This window comes from Streptomyces sp. NPDC086519 (genome assembly GCF_040686075.1).
Lineage (GTDB): Bacteria > Actinomycetota > Actinomycetes > Streptomycetales > Streptomycetaceae > Streptomyces > Streptomyces shenzhenensis.
Genome location: NZ_JBFBJL010000043.1, coordinates 13,037 through 37,552 on the forward strand (window position 1 = coordinate 13,037; position 24,516 = coordinate 37,552).

The window sequence follows — 24,516 nt, forward strand, 5'->3', positions numbered from 1 at the left end:
GGCCTACGCTGGAGGCATGGACGGCCAGGACCAGGTCTGTCCGGTCTGCGGACGGACCGTCGAGCGCGTGGTGGGACGGCACAAGACGCTGGGCGCCTGGGTTCCGGTCTGGGGACCCGGTCCCTGCCGCAACCCCGACTGCGCCGCGTACCCCGGCCCGCAGGGCCCGCAGGAGGCGGCACCGCCCAGCTCTCCGCCGCCCGAATCCGCCGGGAGCCGTCCCACGCCGTAGCGTGTCCGCATGACGGCGCTCCCGAACATCCTGCACATCACCGAACGCTCCCTGTGGGAAGAGGCCCGCGCGCGGGGCGGCTACGAGATGTCCACCCGTGGCCGCACCCTCCAGGAGGAGGGCTTCATCCACTGCTCCACCCGCGACCAACTCCCGCGCGTCGCGGCCTTCCTGTACGGCTCCTACGACGGCCCGGACGAACTGGTGGTCCTGGTCGTGGACCCGGCCCGGGTCGGCGCCCCCGTGAAGTGGGAGGCGCCGGCGCCGGGCGGTGAGGAGTTCCCGCACGTGTACGGACCGATACCGGTCACGGCCGTGGTGGACGTGGAGCCCTGGATCCAGCACCCGGCCGGCTAGGGCCCGCGCCCCCGCCACGGGCCCGGCTACCGGCCCCGGCCCGGGAGGCCGCCGGTCTCCGGGTCGCGGCCGGTGAGGCAGTAGGTGCCGCCCGCCGGGTCGCGCATCACCGTCCAGTGGCGGCCGTCGGCCACGTGCGCGGCGCCGAGTTCCTCGTGCCGGGCGCGGGTCGCCGGGATGTCCGCGCAGGCCAGGTCGAGGTGGGCGGCGGCCGGCTGTTCGTCGTCCAGCCGCTGGAGCAGGATCCGCACCGGCTGGCCGGCCGGCGGCCGGAGCACCCGGAACTCCGGCAGTGAGCCGGTCAGCAGCTCCCAGCCGGTCAGCTCCGCCCAGAACGCGGTCTCCGTCTCGTACGCGGACGGCGGGATGTCGAGGCTGACCTGGTCGAGCCTGCTGCCCGCCACGACCGGCGGCTGTACCGACTCGCCGTGCCAGGGCGCCGCGCACCACACCTGCCCGGCGGGCGAGCGCAGGACGGCCCAGCCGTCGTGCTCGGCGACCGTCTCGGCACCGAGTTCCCGGGCCCGCTTCACCAGGCCCCACACGTCCTCGACGCAGAGGTCCAGGTGGGCTCCGCCGGGGCCGGACCAGACGCCCTGGAGCTTGACGCAGGCGTCGACGCCGGAGGCCGGCACCAGCGTCACGAACTCGTCGTGCTCGCCGCGGGGCGCGGAGAGGAAGGCGCCGGTGACGGCCGTCCAGAACGCCTGGGCGACGGCGAGGTGCGCGGCGGGGCGGTCGGCGAAGGCGTACGTCCAGCGGATGGTCATGCGGTGATCGTAAGTGCGCTACTCGGCCGGCCGGCGCTCGGTGAAACGCAACAGGTTCCCCGCCGGGTCCCGGAACGCGCAGTCCCGCACCCCCCAGTGCTGGTCCATCGGTTCCTGGATCACGTCACCCCCGTACTCCCGCACCCGCTCGTACAGCGCGTCGCAGTCGGTGGTGGAGAAGATCACCCCGCGCAGCATGCCCTTGGCGAGCAGCTCGGCCATGGCCTGCCGGTCGGCGGGGGAGGCGTCCGGGTTGGCGCCCGGCGGTTCCAGCACGATCTCCACGCCCGGCTGCTGCGGCGACCCGACGGTCACCCATCGCATCCCCTCGAACTCCACGTCGTTGTGGACCTCCAGGCCGAGAACGTCACGGTAGAAGGCCAGCGCCTTGTCGTGGTCGTCGACGGCTATGAAACACTGCGCGAGTTTTACGTCCATGGGGTCAGGCTAGGAGGAAACGCCCTGCCGCGCCCGGAGGAGGCTTCACGCCCGTGCCGCCGGTCAGTACGGCCTGCGGCGTGGGCGGGTGAAGGTGCGGGCCACGCAGGACGGGATCACCGTGCTCTCCTCGTGGTCCCGCGCCCGGTACGCGCTCGGCGTCTCCCCGACCAGCTCGGTGAACCGTGAACTGAAGGACCCCAGCGAGGTACAGCCGACCGACATGCACACCTCCGTCACCGTGAGGTCGCCGCGCCGCAGCAGCGCCTTGGCCCGCTCGACCCGCCGGGTCATGAGGTAGCTGTACGGCGTCTCCCCGAAGGCCTTGCGGAAGCTGCGCTGGAAGTGGCCCGGGGACATGAGGGCGGTACGGGCGAGCTCGGCCATGTCGAGCGGCTCGGCGTACTCGCGGTCCATCCGGTCGCGCGCCCGGCGCAGCCGCCTCAGGTCCTCCAGGGGGGTCACCCGTCCAGCATGGCATGCACATCGCACACACGGAGGGGATTGTTCTTGGACGTGAGTTCGCTTCCGGTTCTCGCGCAATTGGCCCGCGCTTGTTTGCATTAAGGAATGGACCACATCACGTTCCTCGTGGCGGTCGTGATCGTCACCGCACTCGCGTTTGACTTCACCAACGGGTTTCACGACACGGCGAACGCGATGGCCACGTCCATCGCGACCGGCGCGCTCAAACCGAAGACAGCGGTCCTGATCAGTGGCGTACTGAACCTGGTCGGAGCCTTCCTCTCCACGGAGGTCGCCAAGACGGTCTCCGGCGGCATCGTGAACGACGCCGAGGTGACCCCGGCGATGATCTTCGCGGGCCTCGTCGGCGCGATCCTGTGGAATCTGATGACCTGGCTGGTCGGGCTGCCCTCCAGTTCCTCGCACGCCCTGTTCGGCGGGCTGATCGGAGCCGTGTGGGTCGGCGCGGGCTCCGGCGCGGTCAACTTCGACAAGGTCGTCGAGAAGATCATCATCCCGGCGTTCGCCTCCCCGGTGGTGGCGGGCGTCGCCGCGCTGGTCGCCACGTACAGCGCCTACAAGCTCACCGCCCGCGGCCGCGCGGACTCCGTGAACAGGGGCTTCCGGCTCGGCCAGATCGGGTCGGCCTCGCTGGTCTCGCTCGCGCACGGCACCAACGACGCCCAGAAGACCATGGGCATCATCACCCTGACCCTGATCTCCGTCGGCGCGCTCCCGGGTGACGCCGGTCCGCCGGTCTGGGTGATCTTCACCGCCGGTCTCGCCATCGCCCTCGGCACCTACATCGGCGGCTGGCGGATCATCCGCACCATGGGCAAGGGCCTGACCGACATCCGGTCCCCGCAGGGCTTCGCGGCGGAGACCGCCTCCACGGCCGTCATCCTGACCTCCGCCCACATGGGCTTCGCGCTGTCCACCACGCAGGTCGCCTCCGGTTCCATCCTCGGCGCGGGCGTCGGCCGGCGGCTCGCGGAGGTCCGCTGGGGCGTCGCCGGCCGCATGGTGGCCGCCTGGGTGATCACACTGCCCTGCGCCGCGCTGGTCGGCGGCGTCTCCGCGTACGCGGTCAAGCACGGCGGCAACTTCGGCACGGTCGTGGTCGCCCTGGTCGGCGCCGCGCTCGCGGCGGGCATCGTCATGCTGTCGCGCCGTAACCCGATCCACGCGAAGAACGTCAACGCCGGCCACGAGGTCGCCGTCCGCAGCACGTCCCCGTCCCGCGCCGGCACCGCCGCCTGAGTGAGGGAGTTCCCATGAGCATCGACTGGACCGCACTCGGCCAGGTCACCGCGGTGAGCATCGGCGTCACGTTCGCGGTGGTGGTCGTCTTCGCCCTCGGCGTCCTCGGGCTCGCCCGCTACGAGGGTGCCAAGGAGCAGGGCGGCACCCGCGCCGCCGGGGTCGCCCAGGCAGGGCTGTGCTTCCTCGCCTGCGTGGCGGTGGTGGCGTACGGCATCTACCTGATCGTGCCGCAGTTCCACTGACCCGCAGCCGGACCTGCTGGCCGACCTGGCGGGCCTGGCCCGTCTGAAGGTCGACCACAGCGACCCCGACGACCCCGTGCTCATCCGCCCGGACGACCACGGCGAGCGGTAGAGCCGGTCGCCTGGCGAAGGGCCGGCCGGACATCCGGTCGGCCCTTCCTCGTTTCCTCCCGCAACCCCCGTGGGCCCCGCCGGCTTGGCGGAAAATCGACCCGACACGGCCGACCGGCTCACCAATGATGGACTTCATGATCGAGATTGCGCCCGTGAACGGCCGTGGAGACAACCGGGTCGCGACGCGGGCGACGCGGGCGTGAGCGGTCGCGGCGCGTCCACGGCCATCGCCAGGGCGGCGCTGCCGCTGTACGTGTCCACCCTCGCCGCGGCGGCGGCCTCACTCGTCGACACGGCGCTCCTGGGCCGTCACGCCACCGTCTCCCTGGCCGCGTTCGCCGTCACGGTGGCCGTCTTCAGCCCGGCCGCGGCCACGGTGGCGGGTGCGCTGCGCGGGGTGATGCCGTTCGTCGCACCGCACCGGGACGACCCCGAGGAGCTGCTGCCGCTGGTGCGCGGCGGCATGTGGCTGGCGTTCGCGGTGGGCGGGGGGTGCGCGGCGGCGGTCGCGGCGGTGCCGCTGCTCGGCGGTGCGTTCGGGGTCCGGCCCGAGGTCCTCGCCGCCCTCGGTGGGTTCCCGTGGCTGCTGGCAGGCGCGGTGCTGCTGATCGCGGTCGGCTCGTCGGCGACGTCCGTGCTGGTCGCCCTCGGCCACTCCGCCCAGGTGATGCGGTCCGGACTGGTGGGCACCGCGGTCTCCGTGACGCTGTCGGTGCTGCTCGTCGGCGGTCCGGGGCCGCTGCCGAGCCGTGGCCTGACCGGCGCCGGCCTGGCGGTGCTCGCCGCCGCCCTGGTCGGTGCCGTGCTCAACCAGCGGGCGCTGCGCCGCCGTACCGTCCTGGTCGGCCGGCGCATCCGCCCCGGGCGGCCGGATCCGCGGCTGATCCTGCGGCTGGCCCGGGTGGGGATCCCGCTCGGCGCGACCGTGCTGGTGAAGTTCTCGGTGCTCGGGGTGCTGACCTTCGCCGCCGCGCGGCTCGGCACGGACAGCGCCGCCGTGCACGGTGTCTGCGAGGCGCTGGTGAACGTGGTCTTCACCGCGGCGGTGGCGGTCGGGCAGGCCACGGTTCCGCTGGTCGCCGGGTACGCCGGGGCCCGGGACGCGGCGCGGATCCGTGGCAGCGTGTGGGCCGGTATGCGGGTGGCGCTGTGCGCGGTGGGCGTGCTCGGGGCCGCGCTGCTCCTGTTCCGGGACCGGGTGCTGCACCTGTTCACCGGGACCCCGGCCGTGGCGGACCAGGTGATCCGGCTGCTGCCGCTGGTCCTGGCCGTGGTGGTCACCGACGCCTTGCAGGCGGTCGCGGGCTTCGGGCTCGTCGGGCTCAAGCGGGCCGGGCCGAGCCTGGTGTCGACGGCGGTGTGGTTCGGGATCCTGGCCGCGGTGTCCGTACCGGTCGCCGACGAGGCCGGACTGCCCGGTCTGTGGGCCGCGCTGGCCGCCGCCAACCTGCTCCAGGCCGTCACCAAGACGGTCTCCTTCCGGCGCCGCACCGGCCGCCTCGGCGCGGCCGCCGCGGCGCCGGGGAAGCGGGTGTGGCCGGACGCGCATGGACACGGACCGGACCGGTGACCCATCATCCGTTGCATGATCCGCGCCGCCACCGAGCACGACGTCCCCGAGATCCGCGCCATGATCCGCGAACTCGCCGCGTACGAACGGGCCGAGGAGCAGGCCCGGGCCACCGGGGAACAACTCCGCGAGGCGCTGTTCGGCCCCCACCCCGCGGCCTACGCGCTGGTCGCCGAGGACGAGACCACCGGCGGACTCGTGGGCTACGCCCTCTGGTTCCCCCGCTTCTCGACCTGGACCGGAACCCGGGGCATGCACCTGGAGGACCTCTACGTACGCCCGCACGCCCGCGGCGGCGGCCACGGCCGGGCCCTGCTCGCCGCCCTCGCCGCGCTCTGCCTGCGCAGCGGCTTCGAGCGCTTCGAGTGGTGGGTGCTGGCCTGGAACGAGCCGGCGGTCGGCTTCTACCGGTCGCTCGGTGCGGAGTTCCTCGACGAGTGGCGCATCTGCCGCCTGACCGGCGCCCCGCTCAAGGAACTGGCCGCCGCCTCATAGGTCGTCGTCGCCGACGGGTCCGGGCTCCCGGACGCAGGCGAGGTCGAACACGTAGCGCTCGGGGACCGGGCTGTCGTCCCACGCCTGCCTGAGGCGGTTCTCGAAGGTGCCGTCGGTAAGCGGAATGATCGAGGCGCGAGAGACTAGCCTCGGGCCATGGTGACGCGCACCCGGCTGTATCACGACGGCACTCTGGTCCTGGAGGACTTTCCCGCCGGTGACGTCTCCGCGCATCTCGCCGATCCGGAGTCGGTCGTGTGGCTGGACCTGTACCGGCCCGGGACCGCCGAGTTCACCATGCTCGGCCAGGAGTTCGGCATCCACGAACTGGCTCTGGAGGACGCCGCACAGCGTGGGCAGCGGCCGAAACTCGACCGCTATCGCACCCACGAGTTCCTCAGTGCCTACGCCGTGACCGTCAGCCCGGACGGTGCGGAACTGACGTACAGCGAGATCGCCGTATTCCTCACCGGCCAGGCCATGATCACCGTCCGCAAGGACGACGGTCTCGACATCGAGGAGGTCGTCGCCCGCTGGGACGAGAGCCCGGACCTGGCCGGCCACGGTGTCGGATTCCTGCTGCACGGCCTCCTCGACCATCTCGTGGACGGCCACTTCGCCGCGGTCCAGCAACTGGACGACGGCATTGAGGAGTTGGAGGGGCTGCTCTTCGTGGCCGGGCGCCGTGAGATCGAAGCCGTGCAACGCCGGGCCTTCGCGCTGCGCAAATCGCTCGTCCGGTTGCGCCGCGTCGTGCTCCCGATGCGGGAGGTGGTCAACACCCTCATGCGCCCCGGCCTGCACGTGATCAACGACGCTCTCGTCCCGTATTACCAGGACGTCTACGACCACGTGCTGCGTGCCACCGAATGGACGGAATCGCTGCGGGACCTGGTGTCCTCGGTCATGGAGACGAACCTCTCGGTCCAGGCCAACAGCATGAACCTGATCATGAAGAAGGTGACGAGCTGGGCCGCGATCATCGCCGTACCCACCGCGATCACCGGCTACTACGGCCAGAATCTCCCCTACCCCGGCTTCGGCCGCGAGTCCGGGTTCATCACCTCGGCAGCCGTCATCGTGGCCCTGTCCGCCCTGCTGTATCTGACGTTCAAGCGCAAGGACTGGCTCTGACCGGCCCGGTGCCGGGCACCGGCGACCAGGTTCCGAAGGCAGGAAAACACCTGGTCACCCCCGGCTTTCCGGGCTGGTGAGCGGAGTAGGGTGGAGACACCGGGAGTTCTTCGCGTACCGGCTCCGCTGCGGGTGCCGTTTCCGGTGGTCTACAACGCCGGGCCGCACCGAGAGCCCGGGGACAGGTCCGCGCCATGCCCGTGACCATTGACCGCACGACATCGGGCAGGCACGCGCCGCCCCAGCCGGTTCGGCTGTCCCTGACGCCCGCGCCGGGCGGGCTGGACGGCATGTGGTGGCCTCGCTCCCGTGCCCTCACCCGTGAGCTGCCCACTCTGATGGCCGCACTGGTCGACCATTGGGGCTGCATCACAGGTGTCACCGTGCACCCGGCCTACTGGCCCGTCGTACCGCATCGCGTGTCCGTCGCCGGGCGTACCGTGCGGGTGGGCTGGTCCATCCAGGCCCAGGATCCGCACAGACTGACTCTCTGCCTGCCCGATGGTCAGCACCGAGACGTCCTGGTGATTCCGCCGGAAACCGGTGCGGAGGCAGCCGCGCAGCTGATGGCCGACGACGGCGGCGATGACCCGGCCCGGGAGGAAGCGACAGACGGGTTCGATGCCCGGATCAGGGAAGAGGCGTGGGAGAGCGACGGCGGAGCGGGCCGGCCGTCGTTCCTGTCCCGGCCCATCGGCTCGACAGGGCCTTCGCCCGCTGGTCGGCGGAGGTGAGCGAACCATGACTGTCATCGCCGTGGCCGTGCTGCTCCTTCTGATCGCCGTCGGAGTCGTTCTGATCCACCAGCTCAACGGTCAGCACGACGAACGGATCGCCGCCTTCCACTACAGCGATGTTCTGCCGGGGATCGGGCGTCGGCCCGGGAGGCACCGTCGGTCGGCGGTGGACGCGACCGTTCCGACGCGCCCCACCACGAAGGCGACCGCGGATGACATCGGCTTCGGCCCGACCGCGGGCAGTAGAGAAAGGCGCGTCATGGCGATATTGCGAGACCGGAAGACGTACCGCGAGAGGATCATGCAGGCCCTGTACCAGGCCGCCGAAGGCAATCGCCTCCTGGGCGTCGATGGGACGAAGCTCCGTACCGACCTCGGTATCCCTGAGCAGGACATGGCCGCTGCCTGTATGTACCTGGCGGGCGAAGGCTGGATCGTCGTGGACTGGGGGAGGGGCAACACGCCCGCGATGATCACGCTGACGCACCAGGGGATCCGGCAGATGGAGACAGAAGAGGAAGAGCGCGGCTGAGCCGCGGCGTCGGCTTCTCGGACCGAAGTGAACCTTCGCAAGGATGTCGCGCACGCGAGGGGACCCCGGGACTGCGGGGAGCCGCAAGGGAGCTGGGGCGGGGACGGCCGGTCTCCTGATCACTCCACGCGGTGTGGTCCGTGGCGTGCGACCTGCAGGCGGACCTCGGTGGGCGGGTCAGGGAGGCCGGTGGACCGGCGAGCGGTGCTGAGCGGGCCTTCGCACAGGGCACCGAGAGTGGTACCGGGCGCACCCTCGGGGGTGAGGGTGAGCCTGATGAGGGTGCGGTGGCGGGCTGGTCGGCCGGTGATGCGTACGGCCGCGTGTTCGATCCCTGGCAGCACACCTGCTTCGTTCGCGATCGCCTCGCTGAGTGCGCGGTCGCGCAGTTCGACGCCTTCCGGCGGTGGTGTGCCGCCGAGGGGCAGGAAACCGGGGCGGCGTCGGCTCAGCTGCGCGAGCAGCCACCACAGGGCGAGCAGGGCGGTGAGGGCGAGGGCGGCGATGACCGCGGGCCACCACCAGCCCTGGCTGCTCCAGCGTGCCCGGTCGGCGGAGCCGAGCAGGACGTCGGACGGGTTGGTCAGGGGCCAGTCGGCGGGCGGCACCAGACCGCGCCGCCGGTAGAGGTCGAGCCCGGCGAAGAGGACCAGCAGTCCGCCGCCGAGCAGAACCAGTCCGGCGAGGGCCAGCAGACTGCGGTTGAGTGCGGATCGCGGTGACATGGTGCGGGCTCCCGGTGGTGCGGTTGTCGGTCAGCCGGTGCGTTGCCGCACCCGTACGGCGATGCGGGGAGGGCGAGCGAGGGCCAGCTGGTCGCGTTCCTCGCCGAGGACGGCGGCGAGGTCGTCCTTCACTCGCTGGGGGTCGCGGAAGCGGACCTCCGCGCGGGCGTGGATGCGGTGGCGGCCTATCCGGACATGCGCGGCGCCTACTCCGGGGACCCGCATCGCGGCGTCGCGCAGCAGACCGGCGGCGCCGTCGCGGTCCAGGAAGGCGCGCAGCCGGGGGCACCCGGCGGGGGAGCGCAGGGGCAGCCAGTGGCGTTGACCGGGGGTGAGGGCGAGGACGATCAGCCAGACGCCGAGGGCGGCGGCCACAGCGGCTCCCGTCAGCATCCACACGTCGTCCACCGGGCGGGTGGCCAGTTCGTCGGCCAGATGCCGTCGCCAGGCCGCCGCCGGACGTCCCGCCCGTACCGCCATGACGTCGACCAGCGCCGCGGCCGCGGCCACGAGGATCACGGTGGCGACCAGCGCCGCCGGGATACGACGCCCGGACCACTTGCGGTGGGTTCGGTGCCCTCTGTCCCGCTCAGCGGGTGGCAGGTCCGAGGCGGACACGTCCCGTCGGGGCGGGTCGGGCTCCTTCGTCAGCGGCACGGCGCCACGGTGTGCGGACGGCGCGCCGCCGCGGCCAGGAGCACCGGGATCGGGTGTCATCGCGATCGGCCTTCCTCCACGGCGTGCTGTGCGACCCGGGCCGCGTGGCCGCTCACTGGACCCGCCCCCGGCTCGCGTCGGCGGCGGTCACCAGCCGCCGGACGGTGAGGAGGACCTCTCCCACCCGCAAGCCGGTCAGCTGGGCGACCCGTTCGGCGACGTCCTGCTGGATCCGCCCGCAGACGCGGGGGATGTCGGTGGGGTAGGGCAGGTCCATGGTCAGATGCAGGCGCACCGAACCCCTGCGGACGGCGGCGGAGGCACTCGGCGTCGTCGGCCCGCCGCGGTCGGGGGGCACGGCGGCGCGCCGGGACTGGGCCGTGCGTGCGGCCTGGGCGGCGATACGGGCGGCCACCCTGTCCGGGATGACGGTGGCGCCCCGCTCGGCCGGGGGCGGCAGCCCGGCGGCCGGCGCCGGCGGGCTCGGCCGCTCGCCCGGGGGAACGGGCCGGGTCCTCACCGGTGCCTCCGGGTCCGGAGGTCGAGGTCGCCCTGTACGGCGAGGCCGACGATCAGCCCCGCCGCACCCAGGACCAGCACCAGCAGAAAGGCCCAGAAGCCGCCGAAGTAACCGGCGAAGCCCAGGGCCATACCGGCTGCTAGGCCCGTCGTCGCTGTGTTCATCTTGCACTCACCCGTCTCGCGCACGTACGTGACCGTGCGCGCGATCACCCACGCCCGCTCAGGGCGCGGCGGCGGCTCACCTCACGCGGGCCTCGTCCGGTCCGGCCTCTTCCTCCTCGTCGGGCAGGTGGACGTCGTCGACGGCGACGTTCACCTCGACGACCTCCAGGCCCGTCATCCGCTCAACGGCGCTGATGACATTGGTGCGCACGCCGCCGGCGACGTCGACGATGGAGACGCCGTACTCGACGACGACGTCCAGGTCCACGGCGGCCTGCCGCTCGCCGACCTCGACCTTCACCCCTCGCGTGACGCCCCCGCCTGCGCCTGCGCCGGGGACGCGTTCCCGCATGGCGCCGAAGGCGCGCGCCATCCCCGCTCCCAGGTTGTAGATGCCCGGTACCTCGCGGGCCGCCATGCCCGCGATCTTGGCCACCACACCGTCGGCGATGGTGGTGTTCCCCCGTGTCTCGGCCGGAGTCCCGGCCCCGGTGCGGCCCTTGAGCGCGCTCACGCCCGCCTCGGGCCGGCTGCCCCCGCCGACGCTGGTGATGTTGTCCGTCATGACGGTCGCCTCGATCGGTCGCTCGGACACCGGTGTGGCGCCCTTCGAGAGATTGGACATATCGGGCGCCATGTTCCTCACGCGCATCGTGCGTGATGTGTGTCACATCCGGCCGGTCGGGTACGCGTTGGGTCCGAACGTCGTGTGAGGGCGCCATGACCGAAAGCGCTGTTTCCCCATCACCGGGCCCCGGCCTGATGGGACGGGATCTGCCGGACGGCGTGCTGACTGTACGGGCGGCCGAGGGGGACGAGGACTCCTTCGCCGTTCTCGTCCAGCGGCACGGCCGGCCCCTCCTCGCCCTGGCCCGCTGCATGCTCAACAACCCCCAGGACGCCGAGGACGCCGTTCAGGACGCCTTCGTCAGCGCCTGGCGCCGGTTGCCGGAATACCACCACAGGGCGGAGTTCCGTACCTGGATGTACCGGATCACCGTCAACCGCTGCCTGACCATGCGCCGCCGCCGGTCGCGGCCCCTCCCGCTGGACGCGGTCGCCGAGCCCGCGGCGACAGACGCCTGGACCCAGCCCGCCCGGTCCGCCGAGCAGGACGCGGCCACCGCCGCCCTGTCCCGCGCGCTCGGCGAACTCGACGCCGGGCAGCGACTCTGCTGGATCCTGCGGGAGGTGCAGGGCCTGTCCTACGAGGAGATCTCCCACGTGACGCGGACCAGCGAACAGACGGTGCGCGGCAGGCTGTTCAGGGCGCGCAGATCCCTGCAGGAGGCGATGGGCCCATGGCGCTAGACGACCCGCACGCCCGGCCTTCCGAACCACTCGGGAGCGACGGGACCGGTCCCGAGCCGGATGCCACCGACGTCCCCCCGTTCGCAGGTGACGAGGTCCTGCCCTGCGGCCGGCTGCTCAGCCGGGTCTGGGAACAGGCCCTGGACGCCGCGCCGGCCGCGGACCCGCACACCCTCTCCTGTCCTCACTGCCGCGAGGCCGCCGAGGGACTGGCCGCGGTGAACGCGGCCACCCGAGCGCTGCGTGCCGAGGGCACACCAGGCCTCCACGAACTCGCCGCCCGCGTCATGAACATCGTCAGGGCAGAGGTACGGCTCGGACGGATGCTGCCCCTGCCCGACCCGGACCGGGAACTGCGAATCGCCGAGAGCGCCGCGGCGAAGGTACTCCGGCAGGCCGCGGACGCGGTGCCCGGTGCCAGGGCCGAGTCCTGCCGGCTTGTATCCGTGGGCGAAGGCACCGACCTGCGGGTGACCATGACCCTGGCCGCGGCTCTCGACCGTCCCCTGCCCGACCGGGTCCACCAGGTGCGCCGATCGGTCCTCCACTCGGCCGGACAGGACCTGGGTCTGGCCGTGACGGCCGTCGACATCGCCGTGGTCGACGTCCTGGAGACGGAGCCGTTCCTCCGTCCCGGCCTCCCGACCGGGGGCGGTACGAGATGACCGTCATCCGCACGCCCACACTTCTTGGCGCCGCGGCGGCCGAGGCGGCCCTCGCGGTTCCCGGCGTGGCGGGCCTGCAACCCCGTCTCTCCCACCGGCTGGCGGCAGCCGCCGCGCCCACCCGGGCGGACGCCGTGCCGCACCGCACGCCCGAGGCGGGCATCCGCGCCGACCGGGCGCCGGACGGTTCGGGATGGCACATCGAGGTGCGCTGCGTCCTGTCCGAGGGCCGGCGGGCGCTGGACGTCGCCCAGAACGTCCACGACCGGGTGGGGGCCGCCGTCATCTCCCACCTCGCCGCCCCCGACGCCGTGGAGCGGGTCACCGTCGAGGTCATCGTGACCGGCATCGCCACCCGGCACGACATGGCGTGAGTCCGGTTGCGCCTTTCCAGCCACGGCTCCTAGGAGATCCGGCACGCTGTGGCGGGGACCGCCCGCACCCTCACCGACTGCATCGAGTGCGGCGGCTGCCACCGACAACCAGCCCAGGGCAGAAGCCACTTGGCCAACACTCAGAAGCGCCCCAACGGCAAGTGGCGGGCCCGCTACGGCGATCTCGACGGCACGGAGCACGCCCGCCACGTCGACCGCAGACCCGACGCCCAGCGCTGGCTCGACGAGGTCAGGACGAGCATCGTCACCGGGGCGGGTCTACGCGCACCTGAGGCCGGGCGAAGAAGACCGCACCCGGTCCGTCATGGACGCCGTGCTCGGCGGCCTGCGGACCGGGTGCGGACCCGGAGACACTGCAACCAAAGTAATCGCAGGTCAGAAGGCATGAAGAAAGATCAGGCCTTCTTGGTCTCCCAGAAGATCTTGTCGATCTCGGCGATGAGCTCCAGGGCCTTCTCGCCGGTCTTCGGGTCCGTGGACGCCTTGGCGGCGGACAGGGCCTTCAGGGTGTCGTTGACCAACTGGTGCAGCTGCGGGTACTTCTCGAAGTGCGGGGGCTTGAAGTAGTCGCTCCAGAGCACCGAGACGTGGTGCTTGGCAAGCTCGGCACGCTGCTCCTTGATGACGGTGGCGCGCGCCTGGAAGTGCGGGTCGTCGTTGGCGGCCATCTTCTCCTGCACGGCCTTCACCGACTCCGCCTCGATGCGGGCCTGGGCCGGGTCGTACACGCCGCAGGGCAGGTCGCAGTGCGCGCTGACCTTGACCTTGGGGGCAAACAGGCGGGAAAGCATGGAGCATTCCTCCCTCGTGATCGTCTTCTCAGGTGGGACATTACTCCCTGGGAAGCCTGATTTCGCGAGTGCCCCCATGGGCTTAGGACAAAAGTCCAGGGTCAGACTGAGACTGGTGGAGGAACGGACCGGGGAGGTGCCGGCGATGCCGGAGCTGTCGCAGGAGACCGAGCGGGGGAGGGGCGCCGTGCTCTTCGGACTGGCCGAGGTGACCGGCCCGTCCATGGTGCCCACGCTGTATCAGGGGGACCAGCTCCTGGTGCGGTACGGGGCCCGGGTACGGGCCGGTGACGTCGTCGTCCTGCGTCACCCCTTCCAGCAGGACCTGCTGGTCGTCAAGCGGGCCGTGGAGCTGCGCGAGGGCGGCTGGTGGGTGCTCGGGGACAACGCGTACGCGGGCGGGGACAGCACGGACTACGGGACCGTGCCGGAGGACCTCATCCTCGGCCGGGCCCTGTTCCGCTGGCGGCCGCGCCGGGCGGATCAGCGTTCGCCGCTGGCGCTGGTGCGCTGGGCACTCGCGGCCGCCAGGCCGGTGCCGGCCGACCGGTCGGGCCGGTCGGGGCGTTCCGCCTCCAGGCGTTTGCGGGCCCGGTAGGCGGCCACGTTGGCGCGGGTCGCGCAGCGGTCCGAGCAGTAGCGCCGGGAGCGGTTGGTGGAGGTGTCGAGGTAGGCGTTGCGGCACGGCGCGGCCTCGCACAGGCCGAGGCGGTCGACGCCGTACTCGGTGAGATGGAAGGCCAGGCCCATCGCCGCGATCGCCGTGTAGCCGGCGGTGGCGTTGGACGGGTGGTCGGCCAGGTGCATGTGCCACAGCGGGCGGCCGTCCTCGTCCCGGAAGTCGTGCCCGGAGATCTGCGGGCTGACCGGGAACTCCAGAAGGAGCGAGTTCAGCAGGTCCACCGCGAGGGTCTCCTCGCCCCTGTCGGCCGCCTCGAAGACCGCGCGCAGCCGGGCCCGGACCGAGCGGAAGCGCGTGAGGTCGGCTTCGGTGGCGCGCCGGGCGGCCTGCTGGTTGCCGCCGAAGAGATCGCGGACGGCCTCCACCGAGGTCAGGGAGTCCTTGCCCCGGCCCGGTTCCTCGCTGTTGACGAGCCGGACGGCGTAATCCGAGTAATAGGCCAGTTCCACTTGTAGTCCTTACGCGGGCGCTCTATGGTCGGTCGTGCGGTCGGGTAACAGCCGGTCGTGCTTACAGGGTATTACGGGATGTGCGCGGCGGAGGGTTGCCATGACGGACACGCCGATGACCACGACGGCCGCGAACGGGGCCGACTGGGGTGCCTGGCAGGAGAGCTGGGACCGCCAGCAGGAGTGGTACATGCCGGACCGCGAGGAACGGTTCCGGATCATGCTCGACATGGTGGAGGCGCTGGTCGGCACCGCCCCCCGCGTCCTCGACCTCGCGTGCGGCACCGGCACCGTCACCGCCCGGCTGCTCGCCCGCTTCCCGGACGCGGTGAGCACCGGGGTCGACCTCGACCCGGCCCTCCTCGCCATCGCCGAGGGCACCTTCGCGGGCGACGAGCGGGTCACGCTTGTCAACGCCGACCTCAAGGACCCGCAGTGGGCGGCGCGGCTGCCGTACGACTCGTACGACGCGGTCCTGACCGCGACGGCCCTGCACTGGCTGCACAGCGAACCTCTCGCGGCCCTCTACGGTCAGGTCGCGGGGCTCGTCCGCGACGGCGGTGTCTTCATGAACGCGGACCACATGATCGACGACAGCACGCCCCGGATCAACGCCGCGGAACGGGCGCAGCGGCATCGCCGCATGGATCAGGCCAAGGCGGCGGGGGCGCGGGACTGGGCCGAGTGGTGGCAGCTGGCGGCCCAGGACCCGGTGCTCGCCGGGCCGACGGCCCGCCGCTTCGAGATCTACGGCGAGCACGCCGAAGGAGACATGCCCTCGCCCGCCTGGCACGCGCGCGTGCTGCGCGAGCAGGGGTTCGGGGAGGCGCGGCCGGTGTGGTGCTCGCCGTCGGACACCCTGCTGCTGGCCGTCAAGTAGACCCCGCGGGGGCGGCGGCGGACGCCGAAGGGGCGGTACGAGCAGCCTCGTACCGCCCCTTTCGCGCCGTACGGCTACAGCACCTTCGACAGGAACGACTTCGTCCGGTCGTGCTGGGGGTTGGTCAGGACGTCGCGCGGGTGGCCGGACTCGACGACCACGCCGTCGTCCATGAAGACCAGGCTGTCGCCGACCTCGCGGGCGAAGCCCATCTCGTGCGTGACGACGACCATCGTCATGCCGTCCTCGGCCAGGTCCCGCATCACGTCCAGGACCTCGCCGACCAGCTCCGGGTCGAGCGCGGAGGTCGGCTCGTCGAAGAGCATCAGCTTCGGCTGCATGGCCAGCGCACGGGCGATCGCGACGCGCTGTTGCTGGCCGCCGGAGAGCTGCGCCGGGTAGTGGCCGGTGCGGTCGCCGAGGCCGACCCGGTCCAGCAGGCGCTGCGCCCGCTCCCGGGCCACCGCCTTGGACTCGCGCTTGACCTGGACCGGCGCCTCCATGACGTTCTCCAGGGCCGTCATGTGCGGGAAGAGGTTGAAGCGCTGGAACACCATGCCGATGTCCCGCCGCTGCGCCGCGACCTCCTTCTCCTTCAGCTCGTAGAGCTTGTCGCCCTGCTGGCGGTAGCCGACCAGGTGGCCGTCGACGTACAGCCGGCCGGCGCTGATCTTCTCCAGATGGTTGATGCACCGCAGGAACGTGGACTTGCCGGAACCGGACGGGCCGATCAGGCAGAACACCTCGCGCGGCAGCACCTCCAGGTCGATGCCCTTGAGGATGTGCGCGAGACCGAACGACTTGTGCACGCCCTCGGCCTTGACCATCGGGGCGCCGCTGCTCGGCGGGGTGATGTCCTTCGCGAGACCGCTCATCGGGCCACCTCCGGGCGACGGAACGAACCCCACTGGCCCAGGTTCTTCCGCAGCCGCTGCAGCGGGGTGGGCGGGAGGTTGCGCGAGGAGCCGCGGGCGTAACGGCGCTCGATGTAGTACTGGACGATGCTGAAGATCGTGGTCAGGAACAGGTACCAGATGCAGGCGACGAAGTACATCTCGACGACCGCCAGCGAGGTGCTGGAGATGTCCGTGGCCTTCTTGATCAGCTCGGGGAGCTGGACCGCGTAGGCCAGCGACGAGGTCTTCAGCATGTTGATGAACTCGTTGCCGGTCGGCGGGATGATGACCCGCATGGCCTGCGGGAGGATCACCCGGCGCAGCGTCTGGCCCTGGGTCATGCCCAGCGCGTGCGAGGCCTCCGTCTGGCCCTCGTCGACCGACTGGATGCCGGCCCGGACGATCTCCGACATGTACGCGGCCTCGTTCAGGCCGAGCCCCAGCAGGGCCGTGAGGACCGGCGTCATCACCTGGTTCATCTCGTCCTTGTAGAACCCCAGGTTCAGGATGGGGAAGACGAGCGCGATGTTGTACCAGAGCAGCAGCTGGACCAGGACCGGGGTGCCGCGGAAGAACCAGATGTAGAACCAGGACACCGTGCTGGTGACCGGGTTCGACGACAGCCTCATCACGGCCAGGACCACGCCGAGGGCGACGCCGAGCACCATGGCCAGCACCGAGATGTAGAGCGTGGTCCAGGCGCCGGAGACGATGCCCTGGTCGAAGAGGTAGTCGGGGATGACGCTGTAGTTGATCTTCGCGTTGGAGAAGGCGATCCCGACCAGCACCACCAGGGCGAGGACCACGACGCCGGACACCCAGCGCCCGTAGTGGCGCACCGGGATGGCCTTGATCTGCTCCGGCGGCACGGACGGCGCCGGAGTTCTGTCGACCGTGTCAGTCACAGTGACGGCCCTTCAGTCGTGCCCGTGTGATCAGGAGCCGCCGTTGATCTTCGCCTCGGTCACCGCGCCCTGCGTGACGTTCCACTTCTCCAGGATCTTCTGGTACTCGCCGCTCTTGACGATGGCGGCCATGGCGGCCTGGATCGCGTCGCGCAGCTGGGTGTTCTCCTTGCTGACCGCGATGCCGTACGGGCCGGCCTCGATCTGCTCGCCGACGACCTCGAAGTCCTTGCCGCCGCCGGAGGTCTTGGCGTTGTAGGCGGCCACCGGGAAGTCGTTCAGGTCGGCCACGGAGGCGCCCTGCTTCAGACGGAGCAGCGCCTCGGGGTCGGTGTCGAAGGTCTGGAGGTCGATGGCCTTGTTGCCGTCCTTGGTGCACTTCTGGCTCTGCGCCTTGGCGATGCCCTCGGACGTGGTGCCCTTCTGGAGGGCCACGACCTTGCCGCACAGGTCGTCCAGGGACTTGATGCCCTTCGGGTTGCCCTTCTGGACGAGGATCGAGGTGCCGGCGGTGAAGTAGTCGACGAAGTCGACGCCGTTGCCGACCTTCTTGCCGGTGTCGGAGTCGATGCCGTTCTGGCGGTCCTTGGTGTCGTTCATTGCCGACATGATCACGTTGAAGCGGTTGGCCTGCAGGCCCACGATGAGCTGGTCGAACTTGCCGTTCTGGAAGTCGAACCGGACGCCCAGCTGCTTGCCGAGCGCGTCCGCGATGTCCGGGTCGACACCCACGGCCTTGCCGCTCTGCATGTACTCGACCGGCGGGTAGGCGATGTCCGAGCCCACCTTGATCACACCGGCCTTGCGGATGTCGGCGGGCAGCTTGCCCGCCAGCGGAGCCGAGGACGACGAGGACGAGCCGCTGTCGCCGCCCTTGTCCGTCTGGTCGCCGCAGCCGGTGAGGATCAAAGCGCCTGCGACCGCGATCGCACCGAACGCGGCGGTCCTGTTGCGCGCGACGGTGGTACGACGGGTGGAGCTTGCGGTCATGGTGGGTTCCTCCGGCGGTGGGTAGGACAAGCCGATATACCGATGTGTCTGATATGCCGATATGCCGATGGGTCGACGGAAACACACACCTTCGGGTGTCGCGACCTCGTGGGTTTACGGCATCCTGCCATTGGGATTGGTCCAAACAGACCTGCGACCATGTCAAAATCGGATAACGGGTGACCCCCGAGACGCGTCAGGCCGGTCCTTCCTCGACCCGCCGCCCCGCACATCTGCGGGAATCCGACCTTCTGGCCGTAAGATCTTCGGTTCACCGCCGGTTCATCCCAGGCCCTGTCTGGTGGCCGTCCGCCGGTCACCCGGCCGCTCATCTGTCGGTTACCTACGACATCCGTGATGTGACCTTGCGCCTATTCGACTCGTCGGGAGCGCTGTCTGTCCGGTAAGAAGGTTCTTTACACCCCTCATCCGGGGCTCAGGGCGCGTGTGCGGCGCGCCCGTCGCGCAGGCGCTCGTACGTGCCACTCGTACGTATCAGTGATCGGGCCCTGCGCGGTGCCCGCCCACTCCCTCACCGGGAGTGGCCGACCCTCAAACCATGCATACCTAAGGGGTAAGACAAGTGGCAGCGGAGATCGTCAATCCTCGCAGCGACAGCGCGTCGGGCACTACGGACCAGGACGGCGGGGCCGAGCCCCTCGATTCCTTCGATCCGGTGTTCGCGCTGCACCGCGGCGGCAAGATGGCCGTGCAGGCCACCGTGCCGCTCCGTGACAAGGACGACCTTTCCCTCGCGTACACGCCCGGAGTCGCGCGCGTGTGCACCGCGATCGCGGAACAGCCCGAGCTGGTCAACGACTACACATGGAAGTCGTCCGTCGTGGCCGTCGTCACCGACGGTACGGCCGTGCTCGGCCTCGGGGACATCGGTCCCGAGGCCTCCCTCCCCGTGATGGAGGGCAAGGCGATCCTCTTCAAGCAGTTCGGCGGCGTGGACGCGGTCCCCCTCGCCCTCGCCTGCACCGACGTCGACGAGATCGTGGAGACCGTCGTCCGGCTCGCCCCGTCCTTCGGCGGGATCAACCTGGAGGACATCTCGGCACCGCGGTGCTTCGAGATCGAGCGCAGGCTCCAGGAGCGGGTCGACATCCCGGTCTTCCACGACGACCAGCACGGTACGGCCGTCGTGACGCTGGCGGCGCTGCGGAACGCGGCGCGGCTCAGCCGACGGGAGATCGGGCAGCTGCGGGCGGTGATCTCGGGCGCCGGCGCGGCCGGGGTCGCCATCGCCAAGATGCTGGTCGAGGCGGGCATCGGGGACGTCGCCCTCGCCGACCGCAAGGGCGTCATCTCGGCCGACCGCGACGACCTCACCGCGGTCAAGCGCGAGGTCGCCGGGTTCACCAACAAGGCCGGGATCAAGGGCTCCCTGGAGGACGCGCTGGCCGGCGCCGACGTCTTCATCGGCGTCTCCGGCGGTACGGTCCCGGAGGAGGCCGTCGCCTCGATGGCCGAGGGCGCGTTCGTGTTCGCCATGGCCAACCCGAACCCGGAGGTGCACCCCGACGTCGCCCACAAGTACGCGGCGGTCGTGGCGACCGGGCGGTCGGACTTCCCGAACCAGATCAACAACGTGCTGGCGTTCCCGGGGATCTTCGCGGGCGCGCTCCAGGTGCGGGCCTCCCGGATCACCGAGGGGATGAAGATCGCGGCGGCGGAGGCGCTGGCCGCGGTCGTCGGCGATGATCTTGCCGCCGACTATGTCATTCCGTCTCCGTTCGATGAGCGGGTGGCGCCTGCGGTGACCGCGGCGGTGGCTGCTGCCGCACGGGCCGAAGGGGTTGCCCGGCGGTGACTCGAATGGCCTCGCTCTTCTTGGGCGGGGCCATTTCTTTTCCCGCCGGCCCACCCGTTCGGGTGGCTGCAAAGGTGGCCGTTGTGCCGGGGGCTGCTGCCCCCCGGACCCCCGCGATCGGGGTGCAGCCGGACGTCTGCGGGTGGCCGGTCGGTGGGGGCTGAGCGCGCCCACGCGGCGGAGCCGCACATGTCACGGCCTCGCGCCCCTTACGGGGCGTTTGTGCGGGCGTCCCGTGCGAGGTGGCTGTGCGCAAGAGGGGATGTGTCACAACGGTCCCCGGTTTCGTGCCCGGCTCCGGGAACCTATCGTCGGCCCTATGTTCGCCGTCTACGCCGCCCGAATCGACCGCGACCAGCCGCTCTCCGGCCTTGAGTCGGGGGAGCGCCCCGCGCCCTTGGCCCGGCCCGGCTGGAGTACCGTCGATGTGCGGGCCGCCTCCCTCAACCATCATGACCTCTGGTCCCTGCGCGGCGTCGGTCTCCCCGAGGACCGGCTGCCGATGATCCTCGGCTGTGACGCCGCCGGTGTCGACGAGGACGGCAACGAGGTCGTCCTGCACTCCGTGATCGGCCAGAGCGGCCACGGGGTCGGTCCGGACGAGCCCCGGTCCATCCTCACCGAGCGCTACCAGGGCACCTTCGCCGAGCAGGTCGCCGTGCCCACCTGGAACATCCTGCCCAAGCCCAGGGAACTGTCGTTCGCCGAGGCCGCCTGCCTGCCGACCGCCTGGCTGACGGCTTACCGGATGCTCTTCACCAACGCCGGCGTCCGCCCCGGCGACTCGGTCCTCGTGCAGGGCGCGGGCGGCGGTGTCGCCACGGCCGCGATCGTCCTCGGCAAGGCCGCCGGGCTGCGGGTCTTCGCCACCAGCCGCGACGAGGCGAGGCGGAAGCGGGCCCTGGAACTGGGCGCCGTCGAAGCCGTGGAGCCGGGGGCCCGGCTGCCGCAGCGCGTGGACGCGGTCATCGAGACCGTCGGCGCCGCCACCTGGTCCCACTCGGTGAAATCGCTGCGGCCCGGGGGCACCGTCGTGATCTCCGGCGCCACCAGCGGCGACCGTCCCCCGCACGCCGAGCTGACCCGGATCTTCTTCCTCGAGCTGAAGGTCGTGGGCTCGACCATGGGCACCAAGGACGAACTGGAGGACCTGCTCGCCTTCTGCGCCGCCACCGGCGTACGTCCCGTCATCGACGAGTTGCTTCCGCTCGACCGCGCCCGCGAGGGCTTCGAGCGGCTGGAGTCCGGCGATCAGTTCGGGAAGATCGTGCTGACCAGCTCCTGAGCGGCCTGAGCGGCCGGCCGGGTGGGGCGGGGCCCGTACCCGTACGGCCGTTCCTCAGGGTGTGGGGGTGCGCAGCAGCGCTCCGATGCGGGCCGCCGCCGTCGACAGGTGGTGGCGGGCCTCGCGGAGCTGGTCCGCGGTGACTCCGTGGTCGCGGGCCGCGTCGCGGAGGTCGTCGCGGAAACGGTCCAGGAGCCGGTCGAGGTCGCGGGCCGGGTCGCCGGTGCCGGTCTCCTCGCCGTGCGCCCACGCGGGGACGTACTGCGCCGGGAAGTCCTCCGGGGTCTGCGAGTACTCCGGTGCCGGTGTCGGTGCGGGTGTCGGCTTGCGCAGGTCCGGGCCGGTTCGGGAATCCGGCTCGGGGCGGGCGCCGGAGCCGAAGTCCCTGCCGAACTCCTTTCCGTAGTCCTTTCCGAACTCGCCGAATTCCTTGGCGAGTTCGGCGAGGCCCTCGCGGACGCCCGTCGGCCAGTCGCCGCGCGAGAAGTGGTCCTGGACGTGCTCCTGCACCCGGCGGGCGATGCGCTGCATCTCCTCCTGGGCCTGGGCACGTGCCCGGGCCTGGGCCTCCTGGGCCTGCCGGCGGGCCCGCTGGGCCTCGTCACGGGCCCGGCGGCTCTCGTCCTTGGCGCGGCGGGCCTGCTCCTTCCACTCCTGCTTGACCCGGCGCATCTCCTCCTTGGCGGCCCGCCACGACTCCTTGTCGCCGAGGTCGCCGAGGTCGCCGTTCTCCCCGGTCCCCTTCCCGGCGCCGTGCCGGGCCTCGGAGGCGGCCGCGCGCACCTCGCGGCGCAGATCACCGGCCGCACCGCGCACGTCGGCCCTTATCTCGGCGGCCAGTTCGGCGACCGACTCGCGGATCTCCAGCTCCAGGTCCACCAACTCGCCGCTCCGGTCGGCGAGTTCAGCCCGGCCGGCGTCCGTGATGGCGTAGACCTTGCGGCCGCCCTCGGTGGTGTGCGTGACCAGGCCCTCGGCCTCCAGCTTGGCGAGGCGGGGGTAGACGGTGCCCGCCGACGGGGCGTACAGGCCCTGGAAGCGCTCTTCCAGCAGGCGGATCACCTCGTATCCGTGGCGCGGGGCCTCGTCCAGCAGCTTGAGGAGGTAGAGGCGGAGGCGGCCGTGGGCGAAGACGGGAGGCATGTCAGAGCACCTTCTTGTCGGTCGTGCCGCCGGTTGTGCCGTCGGCCGTGCTGTCGGCCGGGGTCGTGGGACCGGAGTCGGTGGTGGCCGCCGGGGGAGCGGCCGGCTGTGCCGGTCCCGTGGGCGGCTCAGCCGTCCAGGCCGTGCGCTCGTCGTCGTCCTCCGTGGGCGGGCGGCGCAGCAGGGCGATGGAGCCGGAGACCGTGGTGGCACGGAGCTTGCCGGTGCCCGCGCCGAGACGGCCGGTGATCTTGTGGGCGCCCCACTGGCCGTGCACCCGCAGTCCGTCGAAGGCGTTGGAGATCGTGCCGCTCGCGGTGTTGGCCTCGACCTCGGCGTCGGCCGGGTGCGGCAGACGGATGGCGATCTCACCGGAGACGCTGGTCAGCCGGACGTCGGTCGGGCCGTCCGGATCCAGGTCGATGATCATGGAGCCGCTGACCGAGTCGGCGCGCACGGCGGGGCCCGAGCCCTCGACGACGGTCAGGTCGCCGGAGACGGAGTTGAACCGCAGGTTGCCGGTGACGGCCTGGGCCTCCAGGTTTCCGGACACCGTGTCCGCGCGGACCTCGCCGGAGAGGCCCACCAGGGTGGTGTCGCCGGTGACGCCCTTGACCACCGACGTGCCGCTGATCCCGGAGACGACGGCCGCCGCGCCGACCACGCCCACCTCCACGCGGGTGTCCGCCGGGACGGCGAGCGAGACCACCGCGCTGCGCCGCCAGCCCTTGCGGTCGAGCCACTTGAGGAAGCCCTTCCAGGGCAGGTCCTCGTAGGCCACCGTGAGGGTGCCGCCCTCGTGCGTGACGATCAGGGGCGGGCCCTCGATCTCGGAGACCTCCAGGCGGGTGGAACCCTCGTCGGTGCCCACGACGTTGACTGTTCCGTTGACGATGCGGACGTGCAGGTCGCTCACGGGGGTGTCGACGTCGAGCTTCCTGGGCTCGGCGACGGACCACTCGGACTTGGACATGGTGCGGACCTCCTCGGGCCGGACGCGACGGCTGGGCGCGGCGGACGAACGGAACGCGATCGCATGGCTCGCGCCATATCGCGTCTCCCGTAAAACACGATATATCGTGGGCGTCGGAAGTCAAGACACCCTTCGGGGTGGCCGATCGGGTGTGAGTTGACCCCGAGGCGGGGTCAGGAAAGCCGTATATCGGGCGGCGAGTGGATGAATTGCTTACCGTGTGTCCATGTCGACGGATGCACACAGGGCCGTCTCCCGGCCCGCGGGGACCGGTGAGCGTACGCAGCTGGGCGATGAGGCCATGCCGAGGGCCCGCCGGCTGGCCCTGGCCGAGGTGGCGGTGGGGGTGCCGGCCGCCGCGTGGGGGGTGCGGCGGCGCAGCGTGGGATGGGCCGTGGTGGGGGCGGTGCTCATGGTGCACGGGGCGCTGGAGCTGTCGTACGAGACGGTGCTTCCCCGGGACTAACCGGCAAGCGGCCGCGGGCACCGGCCCCCGACCTGGCAGGGGCTTCCTACTCCTCGTCCTCGTCGTCCAGCCGGGCCAGCCAGGTCGCCAGGCGCTCCACCGGGACCTCGAAGTCGGGGTTCAGGTCGACGAACGTGCGGAGCTGCTCCGCGAGCCACTCGAAGGTGACCTCTTCCTCGCCGCGCCGCTTCTCCAGTTCCTCGATGCCTCGGTCGGTGAAATACATGGGTCGCTCTCCTGCTGCCTGCCGGTGTGGGTGCCCGGTGCCGGGCGTCTACCAGACTAGGCGGATGACAAAGGTGCGCCGCCGGTGAAGGGTAGGCCGCGCCCCGCGTGGGAAGGACTCCTTCTCCGCGGACGGCGAACCACGAACGGCACGGCGCGGGGAGCACACGGGCCCGGGTGAGCGGGGAGTGGGGGAACGGGGATGGCACAGGACGCCGGGACGGCGGCC

General features: G+C 71.4%; 33 protein-coding genes and 1 pseudogene. 18 read left to right on the top strand and 16 right to left on the bottom strand.

Features of this window, described 5'->3' with window-relative positions; all coding sequences use genetic code 11:
- Positions 1 to 16 precede the first annotated feature (16 nt).
- On the top strand, positions 17 to 232 hold the full coding sequence (locus AB0P24_RS32300; protein ID WP_365800226.1) for a hypothetical protein: 216 nt from the start codon (positions 17 to 19) through the stop codon (positions 230 to 232).
- A gap of 9 nt (positions 233 to 241) precedes the next feature.
- Positions 242 to 589 (top strand): DUF952 domain-containing protein, encoded by a 348-nt coding sequence (locus AB0P24_RS32305; RefSeq protein ID WP_365800228.1) that lies wholly within the window; start codon positions 242 to 244, stop codon positions 587 to 589.
- Positions 590 to 615: 26 nt separating this feature from the next.
- On the opposite strand, the gene AB0P24_RS32310 is transcribed toward AB0P24_RS32305, so the two are convergent.
- From AB0P24_RS32310 to AB0P24_RS32320, 3 genes are all read right to left on the bottom strand, one after another.
- Positions 616 to 1,359: a VOC family protein gene (locus AB0P24_RS32310; RefSeq protein ID WP_365800230.1), complete on the bottom strand. Its 744-nt coding sequence runs from the start codon at positions 1,357 to 1,359 to the stop codon at positions 616 to 618.
- An 18-nt stretch (positions 1,360 to 1,377) separates the two neighbouring features.
- Entirely contained in the window at positions 1,378 to 1,797 is a 420-nt protein-coding gene (locus tag AB0P24_RS32315) for a VOC family protein (protein WP_234543496.1), read from the bottom strand.
- A 63-nt stretch (positions 1,798 to 1,860) separates the two neighbouring features.
- The gene (locus tag AB0P24_RS32320) at positions 1,861 to 2,214 is read right to left on the bottom strand and encodes a helix-turn-helix transcriptional regulator (protein ID WP_181808045.1); all 354 of its coding nucleotides are present in this window, start codon (positions 2,212 to 2,214) and stop codon (positions 1,861 to 1,863) included.
- A 153-nt stretch (positions 2,215 to 2,367) separates the two neighbouring features.
- Between AB0P24_RS32320 and AB0P24_RS32325 the strand changes: the two genes are divergently transcribed.
- The 7 genes from AB0P24_RS32325 to AB0P24_RS32355 all read left to right on the top strand — a co-directional run bounded on the left by AB0P24_RS32325 (position 2,368) and on the right by AB0P24_RS32355 (position 8,349).
- Positions 2,368 to 3,522, top strand: coding sequence for an inorganic phosphate transporter (locus tag AB0P24_RS32325; protein WP_365800232.1), 1,155 nt, complete (start codon positions 2,368 to 2,370; stop codon positions 3,520 to 3,522).
- A 14-nt stretch (positions 3,523 to 3,536) separates the two neighbouring features.
- Positions 3,537 to 3,767: a hypothetical protein gene (locus AB0P24_RS32330; protein WP_365800234.1), complete on the top strand. Its 231-nt coding sequence runs from the start codon at positions 3,537 to 3,539 to the stop codon at positions 3,765 to 3,767.
- A 313-nt stretch (positions 3,768 to 4,080) separates the two neighbouring features.
- A complete protein-coding gene (locus AB0P24_RS32335; protein ID WP_365800236.1) occupies positions 4,081 to 5,451 on the top strand; it encodes an MATE family efflux transporter in 1,371 nt (456 codons plus the stop codon).
- Positions 5,452 to 5,466: 15 nt separating this feature from the next.
- On the top strand, positions 5,467 to 5,946 hold the full coding sequence (locus AB0P24_RS32340; RefSeq protein ID WP_365800238.1) for a GNAT family N-acetyltransferase: 480 nt from the start codon (positions 5,467 to 5,469) through the stop codon (positions 5,944 to 5,946).
- Positions 5,947 to 6,102: 156 nt separating this feature from the next.
- On the top strand, positions 6,103 to 7,080 hold the full coding sequence (locus AB0P24_RS32345) for a magnesium transporter CorA family protein (protein ID WP_365800240.1): 978 nt from the start codon (positions 6,103 to 6,105) through the stop codon (positions 7,078 to 7,080).
- Positions 7,081 to 7,274: 194 nt separating this feature from the next.
- The gene (locus AB0P24_RS32350) at positions 7,275 to 7,814 is read left to right on the top strand and encodes a DUF5994 family protein (RefSeq protein WP_365800242.1); all 540 of its coding nucleotides are present in this window, start codon (positions 7,275 to 7,277) and stop codon (positions 7,812 to 7,814) included.
- Positions 7,815 to 8,076: 262 nt separating this feature from the next.
- Positions 8,077 to 8,349: a hypothetical protein gene (locus AB0P24_RS32355; protein WP_365800344.1), complete on the top strand. Its 273-nt coding sequence runs from the start codon at positions 8,077 to 8,079 to the stop codon at positions 8,347 to 8,349.
- A 119-nt stretch (positions 8,350 to 8,468) separates the two neighbouring features.
- On the opposite strand, the gene AB0P24_RS32360 is transcribed toward AB0P24_RS32355, so the two are convergent.
- The 5 genes from AB0P24_RS32360 to AB0P24_RS32380 form a co-directional block, all read right to left on the bottom strand.
- A complete protein-coding gene (locus tag AB0P24_RS32360; protein ID WP_365800243.1) occupies positions 8,469 to 9,074 on the bottom strand; it encodes an alkaline shock response membrane anchor protein AmaP in 606 nt (201 codons plus the stop codon).
- A gap of 30 nt (positions 9,075 to 9,104) precedes the next feature.
- Positions 9,105 to 9,731, bottom strand: a complete 627-nt coding sequence (locus tag AB0P24_RS32365) for a DUF6286 domain-containing protein (RefSeq protein WP_365800245.1) — start codon at positions 9,729 to 9,731, stop codon at positions 9,105 to 9,107.
- Between the two features lie 112 nt (positions 9,732 to 9,843).
- Positions 9,844 to 10,251 carry an Asp23/Gls24 family envelope stress response protein gene (locus AB0P24_RS32370; RefSeq protein ID WP_365800247.1) on the bottom strand — a complete coding sequence of 136 codons (408 nt, stop codon included), beginning with the start codon at positions 10,249 to 10,251 and terminating at the stop codon, positions 9,844 to 9,846.
- Positions 10,248 to 10,415, bottom strand: a complete 168-nt coding sequence (locus tag AB0P24_RS32375; protein ID WP_365800249.1) for a hypothetical protein — start codon at positions 10,413 to 10,415, stop codon at positions 10,248 to 10,250. Before AB0P24_RS32375 ends, AB0P24_RS32370 begins: the two co-directional genes overlap by 4 nt.
- Positions 10,416 to 10,491: 76 nt before the next feature.
- Positions 10,492 to 10,980, bottom strand: coding sequence for an Asp23/Gls24 family envelope stress response protein (locus AB0P24_RS32380; protein WP_365800346.1), 489 nt, complete (start codon positions 10,978 to 10,980; stop codon positions 10,492 to 10,494).
- A 155-nt stretch (positions 10,981 to 11,135) separates the two neighbouring features.
- Between AB0P24_RS32380 and AB0P24_RS32385 the strand changes: the two genes are divergently transcribed.
- The 4 genes and pseudogenes from AB0P24_RS32385 to AB0P24_RS32400 all read left to right on the top strand — a co-directional run.
- Positions 11,136 to 11,726: an RNA polymerase sigma factor gene (locus tag AB0P24_RS32385; protein WP_365800251.1), complete on the top strand. Its 591-nt coding sequence runs from the start codon at positions 11,136 to 11,138 to the stop codon at positions 11,724 to 11,726.
- The gene (locus AB0P24_RS32390) at positions 11,717 to 12,391 is read left to right on the top strand and encodes a hypothetical protein (RefSeq protein WP_365800253.1); all 675 of its coding nucleotides are present in this window, start codon (positions 11,717 to 11,719) and stop codon (positions 12,389 to 12,391) included. The genes AB0P24_RS32385 and AB0P24_RS32390 overlap by 10 nt, the downstream gene beginning before the upstream one ends.
- Complete coding sequence (locus AB0P24_RS32395; RefSeq protein WP_365800255.1) at positions 12,388 to 12,765, top strand: hypothetical protein; 378 nt, start codon at positions 12,388 to 12,390, stop codon at positions 12,763 to 12,765. The genes AB0P24_RS32390 and AB0P24_RS32395 overlap by 4 nt, the downstream gene beginning before the upstream one ends.
- Positions 12,766 to 12,894: 129 nt before the next feature.
- Positions 12,895 to 13,038 (top strand): annotated as a pseudogene (locus AB0P24_RS32400) (site-specific integrase); the annotation flags it as partial.
- 143 nt (positions 13,039 to 13,181) lie between these two features.
- Here the strand turns inward: AB0P24_RS32400 and sodN are convergent.
- The gene (gene sodN / locus AB0P24_RS32405; RefSeq protein WP_020130742.1) at positions 13,182 to 13,577 is read right to left on the bottom strand and encodes a superoxide dismutase, Ni; all 396 of its coding nucleotides are present in this window, start codon (positions 13,575 to 13,577) and stop codon (positions 13,182 to 13,184) included.
- A gap of 145 nt (positions 13,578 to 13,722) precedes the next feature.
- On the opposite strand from sodN, the gene sodX reads away from it, so the two are divergent.
- Entirely contained in the window at positions 13,723 to 14,175 is a 453-nt protein-coding gene (gene sodX / locus AB0P24_RS32410; protein ID WP_365800348.1) for a nickel-type superoxide dismutase maturation protease, read from the top strand.
- On the opposite strand, the gene AB0P24_RS32415 is transcribed toward sodX, so the two are convergent.
- Positions 14,061 to 14,708, bottom strand: a complete 648-nt coding sequence (locus AB0P24_RS32415) for a CGNR zinc finger domain-containing protein (protein ID WP_365800257.1) — start codon at positions 14,706 to 14,708, stop codon at positions 14,061 to 14,063. The genes sodX and AB0P24_RS32415 overlap by 115 nt on opposite strands.
- Positions 14,709 to 14,808: 100 nt before the next feature.
- Between AB0P24_RS32415 and AB0P24_RS32420 the strand changes: the two genes are divergently transcribed.
- Positions 14,809 to 15,588, top strand: a complete 780-nt coding sequence (locus AB0P24_RS32420) for a class I SAM-dependent methyltransferase (protein WP_365800259.1) — start codon at positions 14,809 to 14,811, stop codon at positions 15,586 to 15,588.
- 74 nt (positions 15,589 to 15,662) lie between these two features.
- On the opposite strand, the gene AB0P24_RS32425 is transcribed toward AB0P24_RS32420, so the two are convergent.
- The 3 genes from AB0P24_RS32425 to AB0P24_RS32435 are packed head-to-tail and all read right to left on the bottom strand — an operon-like array spanning position 15,663 to position 18,379.
- On the bottom strand, positions 15,663 to 16,463 hold the full coding sequence (locus AB0P24_RS32425) for an amino acid ABC transporter ATP-binding protein (protein WP_365800261.1): 801 nt from the start codon (positions 16,461 to 16,463) through the stop codon (positions 15,663 to 15,665).
- Positions 16,460 to 17,389, bottom strand: coding sequence for an amino acid ABC transporter permease (locus tag AB0P24_RS32430; protein ID WP_365800263.1), 930 nt, complete (start codon positions 17,387 to 17,389; stop codon positions 16,460 to 16,462). The genes AB0P24_RS32425 and AB0P24_RS32430 overlap by 4 nt, the downstream gene beginning before the upstream one ends.
- A 30-nt stretch (positions 17,390 to 17,419) precedes the next feature.
- Positions 17,420 to 18,379: an ABC transporter substrate-binding protein gene (locus AB0P24_RS32435; RefSeq protein WP_365800265.1), complete on the bottom strand. Its 960-nt coding sequence runs from the start codon at positions 18,377 to 18,379 to the stop codon at positions 17,420 to 17,422.
- 583 nt (positions 18,380 to 18,962) lie between these two features.
- Between AB0P24_RS32435 and AB0P24_RS32440 the strand changes: the two genes are divergently transcribed.
- Positions 18,963 to 20,195 carry an NADP-dependent malic enzyme gene (locus tag AB0P24_RS32440; protein WP_365800267.1) on the top strand — a complete coding sequence of 411 codons (1,233 nt, stop codon included), beginning with the start codon at positions 18,963 to 18,965 and terminating at the stop codon, positions 20,193 to 20,195.
- Positions 20,196 to 20,514: 319 nt separating this feature from the next.
- Positions 20,515 to 21,480: a zinc-binding dehydrogenase gene (locus tag AB0P24_RS32445; protein ID WP_365800269.1), complete on the top strand. Its 966-nt coding sequence runs from the start codon at positions 20,515 to 20,517 to the stop codon at positions 21,478 to 21,480.
- Between the two features lie 54 nt (positions 21,481 to 21,534).
- Here the strand turns inward: AB0P24_RS32445 and AB0P24_RS32450 are convergent, their stop codons facing one another.
- Together AB0P24_RS32450 and AB0P24_RS32455 are read right to left on the bottom strand one after the other, a co-directional pair.
- A complete protein-coding gene (locus AB0P24_RS32450) occupies positions 21,535 to 22,623 on the bottom strand; it encodes a PadR family transcriptional regulator (protein WP_365800271.1) in 1,089 nt (362 codons plus the stop codon).
- Between the two features lies 1 nt (position 22,624).
- Positions 22,625 to 23,596: a DUF4097 family beta strand repeat-containing protein gene (locus AB0P24_RS32455; RefSeq protein WP_365800273.1), complete on the bottom strand. Its 972-nt coding sequence runs from the start codon at positions 23,594 to 23,596 to the stop codon at positions 22,625 to 22,627.
- Positions 23,597 to 23,822: 226 nt separating this feature from the next.
- On the opposite strand from AB0P24_RS32455, the gene AB0P24_RS32460 reads away from it, so the two are divergent.
- Positions 23,823 to 24,062 (top strand): hypothetical protein, encoded by a 240-nt coding sequence (locus tag AB0P24_RS32460; protein WP_365800275.1) that lies wholly within the window; start codon positions 23,823 to 23,825, stop codon positions 24,060 to 24,062.
- Between the two features lie 46 nt (positions 24,063 to 24,108).
- On the opposite strand, the gene AB0P24_RS32465 is transcribed toward AB0P24_RS32460, so the two are convergent.
- The gene (locus AB0P24_RS32465; protein ID WP_023586593.1) at positions 24,109 to 24,288 is read right to left on the bottom strand and encodes a DUF6104 family protein; all 180 of its coding nucleotides are present in this window, start codon (positions 24,286 to 24,288) and stop codon (positions 24,109 to 24,111) included.
- Between the last annotated feature and the right edge of the window lie 228 nt (positions 24,289 to 24,516).

Excerpts from the sequence above, each read along its gene's own strand:
- AB0P24_RS32300 (WP_365800226.1), top strand. The coding sequence starts at position 17 with ATGGACGGCCAGGACCAGGTCTGTCCGGTCTGCGGACGGACCGTCGAG.
- AB0P24_RS32305 (WP_365800228.1), top strand. The coding sequence starts at position 242 with ATGACGGCGCTCCCGAACATCCTGCACATCACCGAACGCTCCCTGTGG.
- AB0P24_RS32310 (WP_365800230.1), bottom strand. The coding sequence starts at position 1,359 with ATGACCATCCGCTGGACGTACGCCTTCGCCGACCGCCCCGCCGCGCAC.
- AB0P24_RS32315 (WP_234543496.1), bottom strand. The coding sequence starts at position 1,797 with ATGGACGTAAAACTCGCGCAGTGTTTCATAGCCGTCGACGACCACGAC.
- AB0P24_RS32320 (WP_181808045.1), bottom strand. The coding sequence starts at position 2,214 with ATGGACCGCGAGTACGCCGAGCCGCTCGACATGGCCGAGCTCGCCCGT.
- AB0P24_RS32325 (WP_365800232.1), top strand. The coding sequence starts at position 2,368 with ATGGACCACATCACGTTCCTCGTGGCGGTCGTGATCGTCACCGCACTC.
- AB0P24_RS32330 (WP_365800234.1), top strand. The coding sequence starts at position 3,537 with ATGAGCATCGACTGGACCGCACTCGGCCAGGTCACCGCGGTGAGCATC.
- AB0P24_RS32340 (WP_365800238.1), top strand. The coding sequence starts at position 5,467 with ATGATCCGCGCCGCCACCGAGCACGACGTCCCCGAGATCCGCGCCATG.
- AB0P24_RS32345 (WP_365800240.1), top strand. The coding sequence starts at position 6,103 with ATGGTGACGCGCACCCGGCTGTATCACGACGGCACTCTGGTCCTGGAG.
- AB0P24_RS32350 (WP_365800242.1), top strand. The coding sequence starts at position 7,275 with ATGCCCGTGACCATTGACCGCACGACATCGGGCAGGCACGCGCCGCCC.
- AB0P24_RS32355 (WP_365800344.1), top strand. The coding sequence starts at position 8,077 with ATGGCGATATTGCGAGACCGGAAGACGTACCGCGAGAGGATCATGCAG.
- AB0P24_RS32360 (WP_365800243.1), bottom strand. The coding sequence starts at position 9,074 with ATGTCACCGCGATCCGCACTCAACCGCAGTCTGCTGGCCCTCGCCGGA.
- AB0P24_RS32375 (WP_365800249.1), bottom strand. The coding sequence starts at position 10,415 with ATGAACACAGCGACGACGGGCCTAGCAGCCGGTATGGCCCTGGGCTTC.
- AB0P24_RS32380 (WP_365800346.1), bottom strand. The coding sequence starts at position 10,980 with ATGACGGACAACATCACCAGCGTCGGCGGGGGCAGCCGGCCCGAGGCG.
- AB0P24_RS32385 (WP_365800251.1), top strand. The coding sequence starts at position 11,136 with ATGACCGAAAGCGCTGTTTCCCCATCACCGGGCCCCGGCCTGATGGGA.
- AB0P24_RS32390 (WP_365800253.1), top strand. The coding sequence starts at position 11,717 with ATGGCGCTAGACGACCCGCACGCCCGGCCTTCCGAACCACTCGGGAGC.
- AB0P24_RS32395 (WP_365800255.1), top strand. The coding sequence starts at position 12,388 with ATGACCGTCATCCGCACGCCCACACTTCTTGGCGCCGCGGCGGCCGAG.
- sodN (WP_020130742.1), bottom strand. The coding sequence starts at position 13,577 with ATGCTTTCCCGCCTGTTTGCCCCCAAGGTCAAGGTCAGCGCGCACTGC.
- sodX (WP_365800348.1), top strand. The coding sequence starts at position 13,723 with ATGCCGGAGCTGTCGCAGGAGACCGAGCGGGGGAGGGGCGCCGTGCTC.
- AB0P24_RS32420 (WP_365800259.1), top strand. The coding sequence starts at position 14,809 with ATGACGGACACGCCGATGACCACGACGGCCGCGAACGGGGCCGACTGG.
- AB0P24_RS32425 (WP_365800261.1), bottom strand. The coding sequence starts at position 16,463 with ATGAGCGGTCTCGCGAAGGACATCACCCCGCCGAGCAGCGGCGCCCCG.
- AB0P24_RS32435 (WP_365800265.1), bottom strand. The coding sequence starts at position 18,379 with ATGACCGCAAGCTCCACCCGTCGTACCACCGTCGCGCGCAACAGGACC.
- AB0P24_RS32445 (WP_365800269.1), top strand. The coding sequence starts at position 20,515 with ATGTTCGCCGTCTACGCCGCCCGAATCGACCGCGACCAGCCGCTCTCC.
- AB0P24_RS32450 (WP_365800271.1), bottom strand. The coding sequence starts at position 22,623 with ATGCCTCCCGTCTTCGCCCACGGCCGCCTCCGCCTCTACCTCCTCAAG.
- AB0P24_RS32455 (WP_365800273.1), bottom strand. The coding sequence starts at position 23,596 with ATGTCCAAGTCCGAGTGGTCCGTCGCCGAGCCCAGGAAGCTCGACGTC.
- AB0P24_RS32460 (WP_365800275.1), top strand. The coding sequence starts at position 23,823 with ATGTCGACGGATGCACACAGGGCCGTCTCCCGGCCCGCGGGGACCGGT.
- AB0P24_RS32465 (WP_023586593.1), bottom strand. The coding sequence starts at position 24,288 with ATGTATTTCACCGACCGAGGCATCGAGGAACTGGAGAAGCGGCGCGGC.